The sequence below is a fragment of the Vibrio sp. 10N.222.55.B11 genome (assembly GCF_041473705.1).
Classification (GTDB): Bacteria; Pseudomonadota; Gammaproteobacteria; order Enterobacterales; family Vibrionaceae; genus Vibrio; species Vibrio crassostreae_C.
Window position 1 is genome coordinate 124,547 of the sequence record NZ_JBFRST010000019.1, and the last position, 16,164, is coordinate 140,710.

Here is a 16,164-nt window from a genome sequence, read left to right on the forward strand (position 1 = left end):
CCATGGGCGTCTCAAAAGATTTAAAGGGTTTTTATCAAGAAGCCAAACGTGAATATAACCACCTTCATTCTGAACTGCCTTACCGCACTTTTGATGCGCAGCACAGCCTCTTTCATAACAAAAAGGGCGTAGGATTTGGATTCAAATTGAGCGTCTTAACGGGGGCGAATGACGACATGGTGGAGGCATTTAACCGTCTCATCATGGATTTACCGCCTGGCCATAAATGGGATTACCATTTTTCCATGATGGGCCACAACCACGTGAGTCATTTGATTGAGCAAAATACCGCCTTGAAATCCGCTCGTGCGGGTATTTGCAGTGAATTAGCAAAACAAGAAGCCGATTACGCCAACTTTGCGGCTCACCACGGCTTTTTTCATCGTCAGAAGCATTACTTTGACATCAAAGATTACAGCGCGTGGTTGTTTGTCTCCAGTACGGACGATGTTGATAGTGTGTTGGATTGCAAAGAGGCGCTCACCACGACTTTATCCCAAATTGGACTGGAGCTCACGCCGCTTACCCCCGAAGGCTTAATCAACTACGTCGAAGGCATTCTCAATTTTGACCCCACACAAACCGCCCCTCACGGATCTGACTACGCACCAGAAGCGTTGATCTACAAACAAGTCCTCTCTCCTGATACCGAGTTTTTAACTCGCCGACATTACACCGACGTTCGCTTTAGTAACCGCCAACATCAAACGGTGACCTCGCGGATCATTTCATTGGGTTTACGCAGTACACCTCGAACTTTCCGCCTTTACGCCTTGCCCGATTGTTTTGCGTCCTTAAAGAGCGTGGCCAAAAATGTGCAATGTCCACACCTCATGACCCTCAATTTTCGCCATCAAGAATCGGGCAGTTTTGCGACCAAAAATGGCGGACGCATTGGAGAGCTGGAAAAAACACTCAAGTCCCCGATGGCATTTTTCTTCCCTCAAGCGAAGAAAGAGCAAAGCGAACGCGAGCAAATTCGAGATGAAATGTCGGATGGCATCAACAGCATGGCATACATGCACCTGACGCTGACGTTATTTACCAACAAAAAATCCGAGCGACTGCATCGCACTACTGCCATTAACGCCTTTCGCTCTGGCGGGATTGATTTACAAACCGTCTCGATGCTGCAAAGCCAAGCGCTCATGACGACCTTACCGTTCATGATGACCGATGGGTTTTGGGCCGATTGCGACCGTGCTGGACGCATTCAAACCGTAAAAACCGGCAATGTGGCCAACCTCTTGCCTCTTGTGATGGACGTAAAGAATTTCAGTGGCGGCATGATGCTTCCCACCATGCGCCAACAAGCCTTTTGGTTTAATCCGTTTAATTGTGGCTCAGATAACTACAACATCGCCCTGACCGGAGGCTCCGGGGCAGGAAAATCCTTCTTTGTGCAAAAGCTCGCCGAAACCCTCTTTGCCATGAACGGTAAAATCTGGGCGTTAGATAAAGGAAAGAGCTTTAAAAAGCTCACCTTGATGCTTGGCGGCCGCTACATGACAGCTGAGAAGATTTACCTCAATCCATTCACTCACCTGGAACGCATTGCCATGGGGGATGACTATACCGATGAAAAAGGCGAACAGGTCAACCCTCTCAAGGAAACGCTGCACACCATCACCGGACTCTTTGCGACCATGGCCTGCCCCACACACGAAATGGGAGATTTTGAAAAATCGGTCCTCGGTGATTGCATCATTGCGGCTTGGCAGGCACACAAAAGCGAGACGTTGGTTGACCATGTGCAAGAAGCGCTGTTTGCGGCGGCCGAAAAACAAGGCGGTGATCGCCGCCTTTCTGATATCGCCATGCAACTGAATAAATACCGCTCAGAGGGGATCTACGGTGACACCTTCAATAAACCGTCCATGCTGGATCCCAATGTCCACTTTACCACCATTGAACTCGACGGATTTCCCTCGGACATCATGCGACCGGTGATTTTTGCGCTGATGTCGAGCATCACTCAGCAGATGTACCTTTCAGGCTCTCGTTCAACGCCGAAGATGTGCATCATTGAAGAGGCGTGGTCTCTGATGGCTGGCTCTAATGCACAGGCACAAGAATTCATCAATACCGGTTATCGCACCGCCCGAAAATTTGGGGGTTCGTTTTGCACCGTGACGCAAGGGATTGAGGATTTTTACAGCACACCTGAAGCGCTCGCTGCGTTCAATAACTCCGACATTCACATCACTCTGCGTCAAGGCAGTGGATTGGCGAAATTCATCAAAGACAATCCTTCACACTTTTCACCCTATGAGCAATTTGTCATCAAGAGTTTTGAAAAGTCCTCCATCGCCGGTTACAGCTCTGTCATGCTAAAAACCGGTGATGTAACGACCTTTCATCGCTTGTTTGCCGATCCTTTTACTCGTGCGTGCCTTTCGACAGAGCCGCATGAGTTTGAGTACTGTGAAACCTTGATGAACCAAGGCGTCCCACTCATGGATGCGGTCAATCAAACCGCAGAGCATTTTTACGGACCAGAAATTGAGATCTTCAACACCCTCATCTATGGTAAGGAGGCCAAATGAAATCCATCCGTCACACACGTCTTGTCGGTGCCCTGTTTGCCATAGTGTTGATGATGTTCACGCTGATGGCCGTCAAGCTCAACACCGCCCCTCAAATCGTGGTCTTCGATATCGAACAAACGTTAGCGCAATATCAAGACCAACTCATTGAAGCCAACCTCAGCGATCAGGAGCACAGCGCGCAATTGGCGACCTTTGATACGGAACTCAGGCGGCTCTTGAAAGAATACGCGCAAGCGCACCATCTCGTGATTATCGTGCCAGGCGCGCTCATCAGCGGCGCACCGGATAGAACCACCGAGATCCAACATTACGTTATTGAGGCGCTTAAAAAGGAGTCATGATCTTATGATTGTTCACGGGCATTCATTCATCAAACCAACAGCACTCTCAAAGGTGCTCGGTCTCACTTTACTTGCCATCGCCCCCACCGCTCTTAGTCAACAATTTGGGCGTCAAGGCGAACTTTTCCCTATTGCAGAGGTAGACATGTTGCAATGGATTAACAGCAGATTGACACACTTAGAAGCCACGGGAGAAACCGCAAAGATGCAACAGCAGTTTGTGGAGAACGTAGAAAATAACGTGCGAAGACCCCCTCCCGTTAAAGGGTTGACCGCCACCACCGCGCCCAACACCTTTTACATCGACCCATCATTAAAGCTGGCCACCGATATCAAAGATGCACAAGGTAACCTCCTTTATGCTAAAGGCCTCGTCATCAACCCTTTTGATACCGACACTTGGCCAGTCGACATTCCCAAACAATCATTCGATTACTCGTATGTGATTGTCTTTCTTGATGGTGACGACCCAAGCCAGCGCGCTTGGGCTAAACAATACCGCGCAGATAAGCCGATAAAATGGACCCTCACCAACGGCAGTCCAGAAAACGTCGCCACGGAGTTTGACGCCCGAATTTATTTTGACCAACAAGGTCACTACAGCCGTCAATTTCAACTCTCACACATTCCCGCTCTGATTGAACAAGACGGAGCGCGGTGGAAGATCACAGAGATCGATGTGACGCCGTTCACCACCATAAACAAGAGTGCGACGAACACAAAATAAGGAGAAAGACCTTGAGATCCCATGGGTTATTACTGCTTGGTTTGTTCCTATTTCCTTGGCAAACCCAAGCTCAATCCGCCGCTTGTACGGGGCATTTCTTAAATCCATTGTCTGATATTTGTTGGGACTGCCTATTTCCTATGACACTGGGCAGTGTGCCTCTCATTAGCTCGACATACCCTGACACCGCCAACCCAAGCATGCCGATCTCCTATTGTCCTAAACCCCCGCCCATTTTTATGCAAATTGGCTTAAACATTGGGTATTGGGAGCCGTATTCCTTGGTGGACGTGACGCGAGTCCCTTATTGCATGGTCAACATGGGGATGCAGTTGAGTAATGACAATAGCCAACAAATAGGAGGCTCGCAGCACGACTCAAGCAGCAAAACCAGCGGCAATGCTTTTTATCACGTGCATTGGTACAAATATCCGGTGATTTACTGGCTACAACTGATGCAGTCGGCCGCCTGCATGGCCACGGATAATTTCGATGTGGCCTACCTCACCGAGCTTGACCCGTTTTGGGATGATGATGAGATGTCGTTCATTCTTAACCCCGAAGCCATTTTGTTTGGCCACCCCATCACGCAGCTCTCTTGCATCACCGAAGCCATGGCGACCACCACCGGGCGCGTTTTGCCTTTTGATGCGCTTTTTTGGTGTTTAGGCTCACAAGGCAGCGTCTACCCATTAACCGGTAATAGCGCTTACTCTCATACCGGCCCTCAAGTTGGCACACTGATGTTAGAGCGTTTTAATTTTAAAATGCACAGGCAAGGCATTGTGTGGGAAACCCGGGGCGAAGATGGCGCAATCTGTTACCAATGGCCAGAGCCTATCTTGCCGAAAAGTCGCTATCGCTATCAATTGTCGGCACCGATTGGTGATGCCGCTCATTGTTATCCCTATGGCACCACCTCGTCACTTTGGGAGCAAGGTAAAGACAACCCAACCACCGGCGGTAACTTTGGTTTTGTGAACTGGCGAAAACGTAATTGCGTATTTTTATAAGGAAATGAGACGATGTCATTTAGCCCAAGAGCCTCATGGCTGTTACTTATTCTGCTGGTTAGCCCTCTCTCACTAGCCGAGAAGGGTTACTCTCAAGAAGAGCTCAAAGCGCTTGCCAAGCAAGAGCAGACCATTGCAGCGCCAACCAATCACAGTGAACTGACCACCTTTCTTGAACGAGGTCAGCAACATAAGCAAGAAGCGTTGTCGATGAATCAACACCTCGATAACGTGTTGCAAGACTCGCCACTGGCGAGTGTTCTTGGGGTGCCTCAGGAAAATCCAAACAAAAAGGCGCAAGGTGTGATGGTGTTTGTGTCGCTTTCCATGCCAGATAACGCGCTTAGACAGCTACTCAAACAAAGTCAGCAATATCAGGTTCCTCTCGTGATACGTGGGGTACTGCCAGAAGGCATGGTACCGACAGCCTCTCGAATACTGAGTTTGTTAGAAGCGGACGACGAAGAAATGGCCATTGATAGCGGTTTTGCCATCAGTCCACAGTGGTTTCGTCAATTTAACATCACCCACGTCCCCGTGTTTGTGGCCATTGGAGAAGCGTGCAATGAAGCGTCTTGCCCGCAAAGTGATTACGACATGGTTCACGGCAACCTCTCCCTTCCTAACGCATTAACGATTTTAAGCCAAGGCGATGTAGGACACATCGCCAAACAAGTGCTCAATAGGAGTTCCCCTTGAATTCGCCCTTTTCACTACTTTTTGTTTTTCTCTCTTTCAGCGCTGCTCTCTTACTCTCCCTTCATACCCTTGCCGCCCCTCAAGAAAACACATTCTACGACAACGTGGAGTGGGCGAAAAACACCCCGAACGAGGCTTACAATGACTCAGAAATGACGCTTAACCTGTCAGACTTCTGCAGCGACAATAATCCAGGGTGTGAAAGCAAAATCCGACAGCCTGATGAAGCCGGGATGACTGATGCACAAATCACAAACCAATCCACGTCGGAGTTTGGCAACAACGAACACGCTCAAGCGATACAAGAGGGGTTTGACAATAATAGTGTCACCATTGACCCAAACGATGATACGTATCGATTCGCCACCCTTGGCATTGAGAACGCCTATGAAATCAGTCATGGTCAGTCTAATCAGTACGTGGATTGTGACAACGCCACGCAATGCGTCATTGATAACATCGCAAAGCAATGCTACCGACCAACTCACAACCCGGTCCCGTGTGACAAAGTCCCCGTCGCCTCCGTGAGCCTTAGTGAAGTGATCTACCGCTGCCCATCCGGCTGGACAAAGCAAGGGGATAATTGCCAACGCCCTCTCTCACAATGCCGACACGATAATCACAATTACGTGAGGCAAACGGGGGGAACAAGAGGGTTTACAGGGTCAGATACCACGTATTTCTGGGATGGGAAGGTTGTCTCTCCCAACCAAGGCTACACGCTTGGCGATTTAAAACAGACCGACCACATTGTCTGGAAAAGTAACGAATCCTGGTATAAACGCTACCAGATTTGTCGCCCCACCACACAAACGAAAAAAGTCACCTTGAGCTGCTCAAACGGATTCTCCTTATCCGGAGGGAACTGCATCAAGAACAACATTACTTGGCGAACAGAATGCAACCTGATGAACTCATGCAAGATCACTCGCCAGCAATGCATTGAAGGTCGAGCCACCCGCATCATTAATGGCATACCGACCACGCTTGATTGCTGGAAGTATCGGGTTGAGCACCAATGCACTCGACCCAATACGTGCAACGTCCTGCCCGCCGATTGCACCACGACGTCAACCCATTGCAGCCTCCAGCAAAACGGTGTGTGCATTGAGGAGAAAGTCAATAAATCCTGCCCACAGCGGCGCTGCAGTGCCACCCAATTAATCTGTGGAGAAGAGAGCTTTTGTCTGGATGGCGATTGCTTTGAAGCCATGGCGACCACTTCAAACCGCTTTAATGAAAGCACCTCAGCCTTAGCCGCGCTCGCAGAAGCCGCTGACGGTATGGGTAACCCACCGAAGATATTTACAGGCAAAGGCATGAAGTGCACAGACGCCGCTTTTGGTTTTGCCGACTGCTGTAAAGACGGCGGTTGGGGCACGAGTATTGGCATAGCCCAATGCAATGATGAAGAGAAAGCGCTCGGTCAAGCCAAAGAGCAAGGCATTACGATAGCCCTTGGCCGTTATTGCGCAGAAAAGGTCTTAGGCGCGTGTATCCGGGAAAAGAAGACCTACTGCGTCTTTGATAGCAAATTGGCGCGCATCATCCAAGAGCAAGGCTCGAAAGGTCAACTTGGCATCAGTCTGGGAACCGCCAAACACCCCATTTGCGGCGCCCTTACCCCCGAGCAGCTTCAAGACATAGATTTTGAACGCCTCGACTTTTCGGACTTCTACGACGACATGCACGGCAACACCAACCTGCCTTCGGCCACAGAAATCCAAGAGCGATTACACAGCGCTTATCGCCATTAACTTAATCAATGATGAGGACATGATATGGATCCCCTACTCCCTTTACTTGTGGCCACCCTGTCGACAACCGGGTTTGCCATCACCCTTATTCGGCATCTTCTGTTCAAACGAAAACTCCATCAGCTCAAGCAAGAAATGATGAGGCACCAACAACAGCGTGGCATTGATGAAGCACTTTGGACGTTATTTCACACGCGCACCCACAAGATGCTGAGTTTCTGGCAATAATGAGGTCACACCATGAAGGACTTATCCACAAAAACAGTGAACAACTCAATTAACCGATTAACAATCAAACCCCTACCGTTAATGTTGTTGGCTTTATTGGCCTTTCACAGTATCGCCGATGAGCCCCCCAAGGGGTGGCGCTGGTATAACGAGACCAAAGCGCCCAAAGTCCCTCCCAAAGAGGAGGAGAGCCTCCCCCCCAACAGCGTCTCTACCGTGATGAGCGCCACCGAGCAGATGCAATGGTTCCACCGCGCGTTTGATGAAGCGTTAAACGATGCCACCATTAACCCAACCGATGAAGAGAAAAATCTAAAATTGATGAAGCTGAAAAAATTCATCGATGGCAAGACCACGCAAACGGGCATGACCTTCAAAAAGCTCATCAACGAACACCCCGAATACTCGTACACCAAAGACCGCCCCACAGAGCAAGCCGCAAGAGCGACGTACTATCAAGGTATCCAACTCAAAAACGAAGCCACTGTGCGTCAATTGGTACAAGAAGGTTGGGGCCTCTACTTCATCTACGAAGGGCAAGACGCCTTATCTCAAACCCTAGCACCCTCAATCCAAGACTTTGCCCACCGGTACCACATCGAACTGGTCGGGATCAGCAAAGACGGTCAGACCTTTGAGACGATTAATGAAAACCGTATTGATAAGACAGGGCGTGTACAGGTGCGCTACACACCGGCTTTAATGCTGGCCAATATCCACACCAAAGCACTCAAGCCCCTCGCCTACGGCTTCATTTCACAAAAAGACTTGCTCTCTCGCTTTCACAACGTCGCGACCAATTACCAAGACAGCGACTTTTAACTTAAGGACGCCCCGATGAACGCTTTTATCCGCACGTTATTGTTGAGTACGCTGATGACGCTCGCCTCAACCTCCCTCACTCAAGCGCAACCCCCTCATGCGATGACAGGCCAATACGCCTTGGTGTTCTTCCATTTTAGTCAGTGCGCTGAGTGTCACCACTTTGCCCCAACCATGAAGCGGCTAGAGCAAACTACTCAACTACCTGTGTACGATTTCTCCTTTGACGGACAACCCATCCCCGGTTACGCGACGCCTATCCCGACCAACTCTGACATCACCGCTGCGTTTTTTGGGGATCTCAAAAACGCCATTACGCCCGCCACGTTCTTAATCAACGTCAGCAATGGTAAGTACGTGCGTTTGAGTGAAGGCAATGTTCCATACACTGAGCTGCTTAAGAGCTACCAAGCCTTGCGCGCCGATGTGGCCATCATGGAGAGTTTACAATGACGCGACCTACCCTCCTGGCTCTCTTAATGAGTCTTTCATGTTCACTTCATGCCGGCGGCTTGGGCGACGCCATGAACAGCTTTTGGGATGACAGCAGTTTTAACAGCAACATCACGAACCCAAGTGCCTATCAGGGTCAATCCGCCACCTACTATAATGCGGGCAGTTTGTTTGCTCGCACCAACATCAAAAACATTCAACTGGCCGCCATCACCTTGCCTTCTGTCAGCGCAGGGTGCGGTGGCATTGACGCCTTTATGGGCGGCTTTTCTCATATTAACTCTGACCAACTGGTGGCTTTTGGTAAAGCCGTCATTGCCAACGCCGTGCCCTTCGCGGTGGATTTAGCGCTGCAAACTTGGGCGCCGAGCATCAAAGAGAATCGGGACAAACTGCAAGCCATTGCTGATCAGTTCCTCACCACCTCGATGAACTCTTGCCAAGTAGCGCAATCGGCGGTCTCTGGTTTAGCGGCCTTTACCGATGGGGAAGCCAAGCGACATGCCTGCGCCACCCTAGGCACGCAAAGCAACGCTTTCGCTGATTGGTTAGAAGCGCAACACGAATGTCGCAACGTCCGTACCAACCAGAGCACACTGGCTAGCAACACCGATGACGCCACGGCGCACGCAGTGAAAGTGAACTTAAATGTGGTGTGGGATGCGCTCATGAAAAGCGCTTACCTTCAAGACAATCAAGAGGTCGCCGAGTTTATCGTAAGCCTCACTGGCACCGTCATTTACGACGCGCAGGGGACGCCAAGCTACATTCCGGCCATGTTAGTGGGTAACGACACCGCCATTAACGCCCTTTTGACCGGAGGGGATTTGGAGGTGTATCGATGCGACAACACCGAGACCTGCCTTTCGATGAGCCTAAGCGCCATCAGCCTAAATGAAAGCCAAGCCTTTAACGCCAAAGTGCGCCACACCGTCGATACGCTCTATGCCCACTTACAATCTGACCAACCTATCACCGACTCAGAGAAGAGCTTTGTTGAACTCAGTGACATTCCTATCTTAGCAATGCTCATTGATGATGCGCACCTCAACCTACAACCAGAAAGCCATTTATACGCTCAAAATATTGCCGCCGATCTCTTGCATGCCTATCTCAACAACATGCTGATGATCGTCAATCAATCCATGACCAACCTCGCTTCGGTTAACCCAACCGACGTCAATCGCACTCTCGAAGGCATCAACAGTGCAAGGGATTACTTACAAACCATTCGAGACCGTCACAAAACAAAATTGAACGCGTACTTAGCCCTCACTGAGCGCTTAAAACGCAAACGAAAGCTCCTTAGCCAATCGGCAAGTGACGCTACCCTATCGAACCTCACCTTTGGCCATTAAAGGAGATCCCCAATGACCTTAGACTTTTATCTCTATGGCGCAGGCCCTCAATTACAACGAGCCTTGAACGCCGTCGCCACTTTTTTTACCACCAACACCTTTGGCTCGTTAATCGAAATCGCCTTACAACTGGCCTTTATCATCAGTGCCACCCTATTTTTTGTGTCTCGAGACGCGAAACATGTGATGCGTTTTATGTTCATTTACTTGGCTATCCCCACTTTTCTTATCAGCATGAAAGCCACCGTCCATATCAATGACGCGCAAAATCCTATGCGCATTTATTACGTGAATAACGTGCCTTACATCGTCGCAATACCCGGTTGGGCGGCCACCACGTTCATGCACGGCTTAACCGAAGGCATTGAAATCGTCTTTAGCAGTACAGAGGATGAAAGCTACAGCTCCTCAGGCATGGTGTTTGGTTCGAATTTATACACGTTGCTTCGTAGCGCCAACGCCGAAACCATTGATCTGCAACGCTATTGGAAAGACTTTTATCACAACTGCATCGTCGGAGACATTCGAATTAACAAAAAATACACCATGCAAAACATCCTGCAAGCACCGGATTTGCTGGGTTTTCTCGCCACAAAATCGATGTCCCCCATTCGTGGGCTCTATAACCCCCAGGGTCAATACAGAACCTGCCGCGACGCGTTTCCTGAACTCACTCAACAATTTGATGAAGAGGCCAATCAAACCATGAATAAACTGGGCGCGTATATCTTGGGACGAGAGAGCAACATCCAATCAACGTTCTTAAGAAACGCCATCGAGAATAGTCACCAAGATTTAATTGGGGTCAGTAACAACGCGGTCGATATTTTAAAACAGAACATGGTCATCAACATGACGCGATGGAACATCGAAAACACGCACCGAGGTATCGCGGCCAACTACGCCTACACCGCCAACCAAATGCAAACCACCACCATGTGGGCCAACATTGGGCTGCAAGCCAAAGAGTTCATTCCAATGATGCACTCGATAGGAGTGATTTTGTTTGTCTGCTTTGGGGCGATCATTGCCATCATTGCCTTGCTGCCACATATGGCGCTGCCCGTCCTTAAAAACTACGTTGGCAGTTTTTTCTATCTGGCCACTTGGCCTATGATATTCACCATCCTCAACGCTATCATGATGTGGTTCTTAGAAGGGGCGACCCAGGGCGCGACACAAGGGTTACGCGGCATTACCCTCTCGAACATGAGCGGCATTGATTACGTCAACACGCGTTACGCCTCCATTACCGGATACTTGATGATGTCCACCCCCGCGATTGCTTTGGCGTTAACCAAGGGCGCAGCGGCCATGATGAGCAGCTTAAACTACCAACTGGCGGGGATGATAAACCAAACCAATGCCCGTACGTCAGCCGCGGCCTCAAGCGGTGACATCAGCCACGGTAATACGCAAATGCAGACCCACACGTTTAATAACGTCAATGGCAATAAGTTTGATACGTCGACATTGCTGAAACAACACGGCAGTACCACGCAAAGCGAAGACGGTCTGCTTTCAACGCAATACGGGGATACAACCGTGTATGACACCAGCCCTACCGCGTCAAATTTCCAGTGGAATGTCGCCAGCTCTAGTCAATACAGTGAAGCGGTGCAAGACTTGCACACTAATGCTCAATCCAACCTCTCGACACAACAAGCGGCTTTGTCGCAAAGCACACAAAGTGGCTCTCAATTGATGGCCGATTGGAAAGAGAGTTATTCTTCAACCCAAGGTTACGGTTTAACTCATGGACACGGTGCAACTGCTGCAGCTTCAAAAGGCTTAGAGCAGGTCAGCTCCGCCACTGAGCAAGTCAGTGCGGCAACCGGATGGAGCCATGAGAAAGCGAATGCCTTCTTACACTCTGCGTACGGCGGTTATGACGTGAACGCTGGACTGTCAAGCGGCGCTCTCGGTGACGCCGTAGGGTTTAATGGGAGTGTGAACGCGTCCACGGGACAAAAATGGACACAGGAAGACCGCGAAACGCTCAGCAGCATGAGCAACGAACAACAAAGCCAAATGCAAGCCGCTATCGAATCCTATCGCTCTGGTGCCAACCAAACCATCGAGGCGAGCAACCGCCTCACAGCCGACGAACGTAAGACAGAAATGGGCACTTACGCCACTGGCTTTACGGCGAACTTTGGTGAGACACAAGGTTTAATAACATCCACGACACAAGCTCAACAAGAGGTCGATACGCTCAGTCAAGTCAACAGCCAAGAGCAACGTCATATGGCCAGCCTGACTGAGAAACTGGAAAAACCATTCCAAGCGTTTGTTGAAAACGGGCGTACGAAAGACGAATCAAGGTACATACTCACGGGTCAGGACGACGATGCTCGTCAATCCCGCGCGAATGCCTGGGAAGAATTTAAAACAACCGACACGTTTAAAGATTTTGTGCTCGCCGGCGTACCCACTCAAGAAGAGCACGAACAAGCCTTTAACCCTGAGCCGACCCAAGCCGAGTGGCAAACGATGGTGGGGGAACAATTTAAAGGCAAGGCTCTAGGTAATACTGGTCAAACGGTGCTGGAGCAGCATCAGAAACGCGGCGGTACAGAGCGTTATTACAACCCCGACAACCACTCACAAATCGTGGAGGATACACGTGAGCAATTTGAGAGTACCAGTAACCGTGTTGAGCCCCCCTCAACCTTGCAGCCAACACAGAAGCAGTAGGATCAAACCCGTTCTTAATCTATAAATAATGGTTAATTATTGAGCGACTCAAGTGAGATATCAAAACAACCTAGTATTATACACAGTATAAAATGGAGGATTAGTAATGAATAAATGGATCGTATTAGGCTTAACCACATGTTGCTCTTTTTCGAGCTTAGCCAATAGTCAAATTCCAAAAATTGACCAACTCATCAGTGTCAAGAACCCTGCAGATATGCGTTACTACGTTGAACATTATCAACATCCGGATAGGCCTGAGTATCGAGATTTATTGATTGGGGTTCGTGTTGCTGCGGATACTATAAATCTGTATACCACGCGCTTAGACGCTCGCAATCAACGTATCGATTATTGCTTGCCCATGAAAGATCCCGCCAATCGCGAAACATTATGGGAATGGAAAACCGAAGAGTTAATGGAGCTGATTAATAACCAAATTGAACATAATATTAAAAAATACGGTAAACCAGGCATTAACGGGTCTATCGGTTATTACTTAGCAATGGGGCTCAAAGAGCAATACCCTTGCCCGGTTCAAAAGCAATTTTAAGCTATTGGTTTACCCTACCAAAAGTTATCCATTCTATAATGCTGTTCGCTGTAAATCCCCGTGATGTCTCACGGGGATAAATTTAGACCAAGCTACTGACTTGCCGAGTTTTTCAAGGTAATGATGGCTACGCCCTCTGCTGTGTCCTAATAGGCTTGATATATACCTATAGGCTTTCAACCAATCCAAGTTCATTACTTGTAATCTGGTTTAATTTTTTGCTGAAACTCCCCCTGTTGATCCCTAACATCCTAGTAGCCTTTGATTTATTATCAAACCATGTTAGCTCCAGTTCTGCTCGGATAAGTTTTTTCAAATGGTCTTTGTTGATTGGGGTTAGTTGGTCATTCATATAAATTGGAGGTTGATAATCGATTTTATCATGTTGGCAAATTTATCATGAAAGTGCCTTAAAATCCGCTCACTCCCAAATTTGATGTCATGTAGGCTTTGGTTTGTAGTCGCTTGGTGGGCACAGTCATCTTGACTTGAGTATGTCGTCTACTCGACAATTATGAGTTAGAAGTGTTCGGATTCCGAACAAGGAATCCGACTTCAAGCGTTGCCTTCCCTGCCCTAGCTCATCAATAGCTATCATCCTGATAAATATCACCTTACAAACTATACCCATCATCTATCGCTTGTGTTTTAATGCATCTAAACGCTTATCGGGTAATCTTCAAATGGCACGAAAAAACGATGGAATCATATGGCACTTAATGGACGCTCCATGGTGGTTAAGCGTAGTGCTCTCTGCTTGTATTTATTTTGGGCTTTCATATCTATTGCCTAGCTTGGCCGTGGATAGCAATAATTTCATCTTTGAAGCTATTGCTCCAAACTTGCCCTTGATGGCTCCATATTTTACGTTCTTATTTCTTATCCCCGCACCGATAGCGTTTTTCAAGCAATATCAGAGGAAAAGAAGCTATCTCAAGACGAACACTCAGATTAAAATTCAGAGGAATACTTCCCCACTAAATCACCTGACTTGGATCGAATTTGAAAGTTACATCGGAGAATACTTTAAGTCTCAAGGGTATGCGGTCAAACAGTCTTTCGCTCAAAAATCTGATGGCGGTGTTGATATTTGGCTTACAAAAGATAGTGAATTAAGCCTTGTACAATGTAAGCATTGGAAAACTCGCAAAGTGGGTGTGCAAATTCTAAGGGAAATGTACGGTGTCATGATCGCGAACAATGCCAGTAAGATGATTATCGTAACTTCAGGAGACTTTACTTCTGAGGCTGTCACTTTTTCTCTAGATAAGCGCCTGTGGCTAGTCAACGGCAGCGAACTAGTACATATGATTGAAGATGGCCGCAGCTTTCAAAATAAACCATCAATATCGCCCCAAACACACAGGGCAGGCGTCGAATCTATGATTTGCCCTAGTTGCCAATCTAAGCTTGTAATGCGTGTTGCTAAGCGAGGAGCTAAATCTGGTATGTCTTTTTATGGTTGCTCTACGTATCCAAAGTGTCGTTATACTTGCGACTGCTGAGTTTTAATCTATTCGCAAAATACGCTTGTTGTAGCAAGTAATCTTTGATGGCCCGAAAGTTGCTGCTGGCATCTATGCTATTTGGCATGGCCAACAACTGATTTATTGCGGTATCTCTGGAAGACAAGGCTAGGTCTGGCAAGATATTGGAGCAATTACCTCTTTTAAACCCTCTCTAGATGAACCTTGTCCAGTTCTGAGTCAGCATGTCGTCGCGACTCATGTTCTCAATCTCTATTGTCTTCCGACAGTTGGAATTGCGGCGTTTCTTTCTCTGGTAAAATAAAGCAGAGAATGCTCTAACTTACTTGTCGCTCTCCAATTTTCCAAGCTATGTACTTGTAAACTTGCCTACCGCAATCATCTGATACATAATAACACTACCATCTGATAAGGAGTTATTGTTATGTCACAAATGCAAGCATTCAAGCCTGTTAAACAACCAGCTAGCTTTTGGCAGCAAGTAGGTATTCCATCGCGAGGGGTAACCCTTTATGAGTCTGTTCATAAAGGTCTGGATTTTGATGTTTTTGACAAACTAGCCAAGCACTCTAAATTGGAAAAGAAAGAGTTGGCTACCGCTGTTACAATTCCACCAGCCACACTAAACCGCAGATCGAAAGCGGGACGTTTTAACAAAGACGAAAGTGATCGTTTGTACCGTTTTGCTGAGATATTCAACCAAACCATCAACTTGTTTGAAGGTGATATTTTGGCCGCGTGTGAATGGATCAAATCCCCTGTGGTTGGTTTGGGTAATCGCCGCCCTATCGATATGGTTGCCACAACTGCTGAATCAGAGGGTGTGCTAAACCTAATTGGACGATTAGAGCATGGGGTATTTTCTTGATCACTTTGTACCGAATCGTAAAGGAAAAGTGGGAAGAGTCAGCTTTCGATGGCGAAGGCTCCAGACTGTACGGAGGGCGTTGGAATTCTATTGGACGGTCTGCGGTTTATGTTGCGGCGTCAGAGTCACTTGCCATTTTAGAAATTTTGGTTCATCTCAAAAATACCAAAGTACTTGAAAATTATGTCTTGTTTACGTTGGAACTGGATGAAGCCGATGCTTTGGTCCTTGAAAATGACGACTTACCGGACAACTGGAATGAAGAGCCAGCCCCGCTTCAGACAGCCGAAATAGGTGATCAATGGTTATCGAGCTATTCAAGCTTGGCGCTGGCGATCCCATCGGTGATTGTGCCTCGCGAACAAAACTATGTGCTCAACACAAAACATCCAGGTTATCCAAAACTCATCAAAACGGCCAAAAAACACGAAATTTCTTTCGATACCCGGCTTCTATAAATCAGCGATTCCCACTGTAAATGTCCGAGGACATTAAAGTTTGTCAGTTCCAATAAAGTCTGTTCATTTCCAATATAGTTTGATCTGTTTTTGGCTACATCAAGTTAGACGGCGAAGATAAGTTAAACCACTTTCTGTCGGGTGGACGACACTT

The 16,164-nt window shown here is 48.0% G+C and carries 16 protein-coding genes; 15 read left to right on the forward strand and 1 reads right to left on the reverse strand.

All coding sequences use genetic code 11. From position 1 onward, the window contains the following. Window positions 1-2: 2 nt before the first annotated feature. The 12 genes from traC (at window position 3) to AB4503_RS08430 (ending at window position 13,197) form a co-directional block, all read left to right on the forward strand. Window positions 3-2,546, forward strand: a complete 2,544-nt coding sequence (traC, locus tag AB4503_RS08375; protein WP_017082644.1) for a type IV secretion system protein TraC — start codon at window positions 3-5, stop codon at window positions 2,544-2,546. Beyond that, a complete protein-coding gene (locus AB4503_RS08380) occupies window positions 2,543-2,890 on the forward strand; it encodes a TrbI F-type domain-containing protein (protein ID WP_016800271.1) in 348 nt (115 codons plus the stop codon). The genes traC and AB4503_RS08380 overlap by 4 nt, the downstream gene beginning before the upstream one ends. A gap of 4 nt (window positions 2,891-2,894) precedes the next feature. Beyond that, entirely contained in the window at window positions 2,895-3,617 is a 723-nt protein-coding gene (gene traW, locus AB4503_RS08385; RefSeq protein WP_017061842.1) for a type-F conjugative transfer system protein TraW, read from the forward strand. Window positions 3,618-3,628: 11 nt separating this feature from the next. Then, window positions 3,629-4,630, forward strand: a complete 1,002-nt coding sequence (gene traU / locus AB4503_RS08390) for a conjugal transfer pilus assembly protein TraU (RefSeq protein WP_220503519.1) — start codon at window positions 3,629-3,631, stop codon at window positions 4,628-4,630. 12 nt (window positions 4,631-4,642) lie between these two features. After that, window positions 4,643-5,329, forward strand: coding sequence for a type-F conjugative transfer system pilin assembly protein TrbC (gene trbC, locus AB4503_RS08395; protein ID WP_017082646.1), 687 nt, complete (start codon window positions 4,643-4,645; stop codon window positions 5,327-5,329). Further along, the gene (gene traN, locus AB4503_RS08400) at window positions 5,326-7,086 is read left to right on the forward strand and encodes a type-F conjugative transfer system mating-pair stabilization protein TraN (protein ID WP_017082647.1); all 1,761 of its coding nucleotides are present in this window, start codon (window positions 5,326-5,328) and stop codon (window positions 7,084-7,086) included. Before trbC ends, traN begins: the two co-directional genes overlap by 4 nt. A 24-nt stretch (window positions 7,087-7,110) precedes the next feature. Then, window positions 7,111-7,314 carry a hypothetical protein gene (locus AB4503_RS08405; RefSeq protein ID WP_016799995.1) on the forward strand — a complete coding sequence of 68 codons (204 nt, stop codon included), beginning with the start codon at window positions 7,111-7,113 and terminating at the stop codon, window positions 7,312-7,314. 12 nt (window positions 7,315-7,326) lie between these two features. Next, window positions 7,327-8,136, forward strand: coding sequence for a type-F conjugative transfer system pilin assembly protein TraF (gene traF, locus AB4503_RS08410; RefSeq protein WP_170962716.1), 810 nt, complete (start codon window positions 7,327-7,329; stop codon window positions 8,134-8,136). Window positions 8,137-8,151: 15 nt separating this feature from the next. Next, window positions 8,152-8,589 carry a conjugal transfer protein TraF gene (traF, locus tag AB4503_RS08415; protein WP_016799993.1) on the forward strand — a complete coding sequence of 146 codons (438 nt, stop codon included), beginning with the start codon at window positions 8,152-8,154 and terminating at the stop codon, window positions 8,587-8,589. A gap of 71 nt (window positions 8,590-8,660) precedes the next feature. Then, window positions 8,661-9,947, forward strand: coding sequence for a conjugal transfer protein TraH (locus AB4503_RS08420; protein WP_241904846.1), 1,287 nt, complete (start codon window positions 8,661-8,663; stop codon window positions 9,945-9,947). Window positions 9,948-9,959: 12 nt separating this feature from the next. Next, the gene (locus tag AB4503_RS08425; RefSeq protein ID WP_372114267.1) at window positions 9,960-12,644 is read left to right on the forward strand and encodes a conjugal transfer protein TraG N-terminal domain-containing protein; all 2,685 of its coding nucleotides are present in this window, start codon (window positions 9,960-9,962) and stop codon (window positions 12,642-12,644) included. Between the two features lie 106 nt (window positions 12,645-12,750). Then, on the forward strand, window positions 12,751-13,197 hold the full coding sequence (locus tag AB4503_RS08430) for a hypothetical protein (RefSeq protein WP_145568546.1): 447 nt from the start codon (window positions 12,751-12,753) through the stop codon (window positions 13,195-13,197). Window positions 13,198-13,363: 166 nt separating this feature from the next. Here AB4503_RS08430 and AB4503_RS08435 read toward each other — a convergent pair whose 3' ends face one another. Continuing rightward, window positions 13,364-13,549 carry a hypothetical protein gene (locus AB4503_RS08435; RefSeq protein ID WP_017082651.1) on the reverse strand — a complete coding sequence of 62 codons (186 nt, stop codon included), beginning with the start codon at window positions 13,547-13,549 and terminating at the stop codon, window positions 13,364-13,366. A 331-nt stretch (window positions 13,550-13,880) separates the two neighbouring features. Here AB4503_RS08435 and AB4503_RS08440 point away from each other — a divergent pair, with 331 nt between their 5' ends. The 3 genes from AB4503_RS08440 (at window position 13,881) to AB4503_RS08450 (ending at window position 16,010) form a co-directional block, all read left to right on the forward strand. Then, window positions 13,881-14,702: a restriction endonuclease gene (locus tag AB4503_RS08440; protein ID WP_029224420.1), complete on the forward strand. Its 822-nt coding sequence runs from the start codon at window positions 13,881-13,883 to the stop codon at window positions 14,700-14,702. 406 nt (window positions 14,703-15,108) lie between these two features. Next, entirely contained in the window at window positions 15,109-15,552 is a 444-nt protein-coding gene (locus AB4503_RS08445) for an antitoxin Xre-like helix-turn-helix domain-containing protein (protein ID WP_016800265.1), read from the forward strand. Then, on the forward strand, window positions 15,549-16,010 hold the full coding sequence (locus AB4503_RS08450; RefSeq protein ID WP_016800264.1) for an RES family NAD+ phosphorylase: 462 nt from the start codon (window positions 15,549-15,551) through the stop codon (window positions 16,008-16,010). Before AB4503_RS08445 ends, AB4503_RS08450 begins: the two co-directional genes overlap by 4 nt. The last annotated feature ends 154 nt before the right edge of the window (window positions 16,011-16,164 follow it).

What these genes read in the sequence shown, in the direction of transcription:
- traC (WP_017082644.1), top strand. Translation starts at nt 3, where the DNA reads ATGGGCGTCTCAAAAGATTTAAAGGGTTTTTATCAAGAAGCCAAACGT.
- AB4503_RS08380 (WP_016800271.1), top strand. Translation starts at nt 2,543, where the DNA reads ATGAAATCCATCCGTCACACACGTCTTGTCGGTGCCCTGTTTGCCATA.
- traW (WP_017061842.1), top strand. Translation starts at nt 2,895, where the DNA reads ATGATTGTTCACGGGCATTCATTCATCAAACCAACAGCACTCTCAAAG.
- trbC (WP_017082646.1), top strand. Translation starts at nt 4,643, where the DNA reads ATGTCATTTAGCCCAAGAGCCTCATGGCTGTTACTTATTCTGCTGGTT.
- AB4503_RS08405 (WP_016799995.1), top strand. Translation starts at nt 7,111, where the DNA reads ATGGATCCCCTACTCCCTTTACTTGTGGCCACCCTGTCGACAACCGGG.
- traF (WP_170962716.1), top strand. Translation starts at nt 7,327, where the DNA reads ATGAAGGACTTATCCACAAAAACAGTGAACAACTCAATTAACCGATTA.
- traF (WP_016799993.1), top strand. Translation starts at nt 8,152, where the DNA reads ATGAACGCTTTTATCCGCACGTTATTGTTGAGTACGCTGATGACGCTC.
- AB4503_RS08420 (WP_241904846.1), top strand. Translation starts at nt 8,661, where the DNA reads ATGAACAGCTTTTGGGATGACAGCAGTTTTAACAGCAACATCACGAAC.
- AB4503_RS08425 (WP_372114267.1), top strand. Translation starts at nt 9,960, where the DNA reads ATGACCTTAGACTTTTATCTCTATGGCGCAGGCCCTCAATTACAACGA.
- AB4503_RS08430 (WP_145568546.1), top strand. Translation starts at nt 12,751, where the DNA reads ATGAATAAATGGATCGTATTAGGCTTAACCACATGTTGCTCTTTTTCG.
- AB4503_RS08435 (WP_017082651.1), bottom strand. Translation starts at nt 13,549, where the DNA reads ATGAATGACCAACTAACCCCAATCAACAAAGACCATTTGAAAAAACTT.
- AB4503_RS08440 (WP_029224420.1), top strand. Translation starts at nt 13,881, where the DNA reads ATGGCACGAAAAAACGATGGAATCATATGGCACTTAATGGACGCTCCA.
- AB4503_RS08445 (WP_016800265.1), top strand. Translation starts at nt 15,109, where the DNA reads ATGTCACAAATGCAAGCATTCAAGCCTGTTAAACAACCAGCTAGCTTT.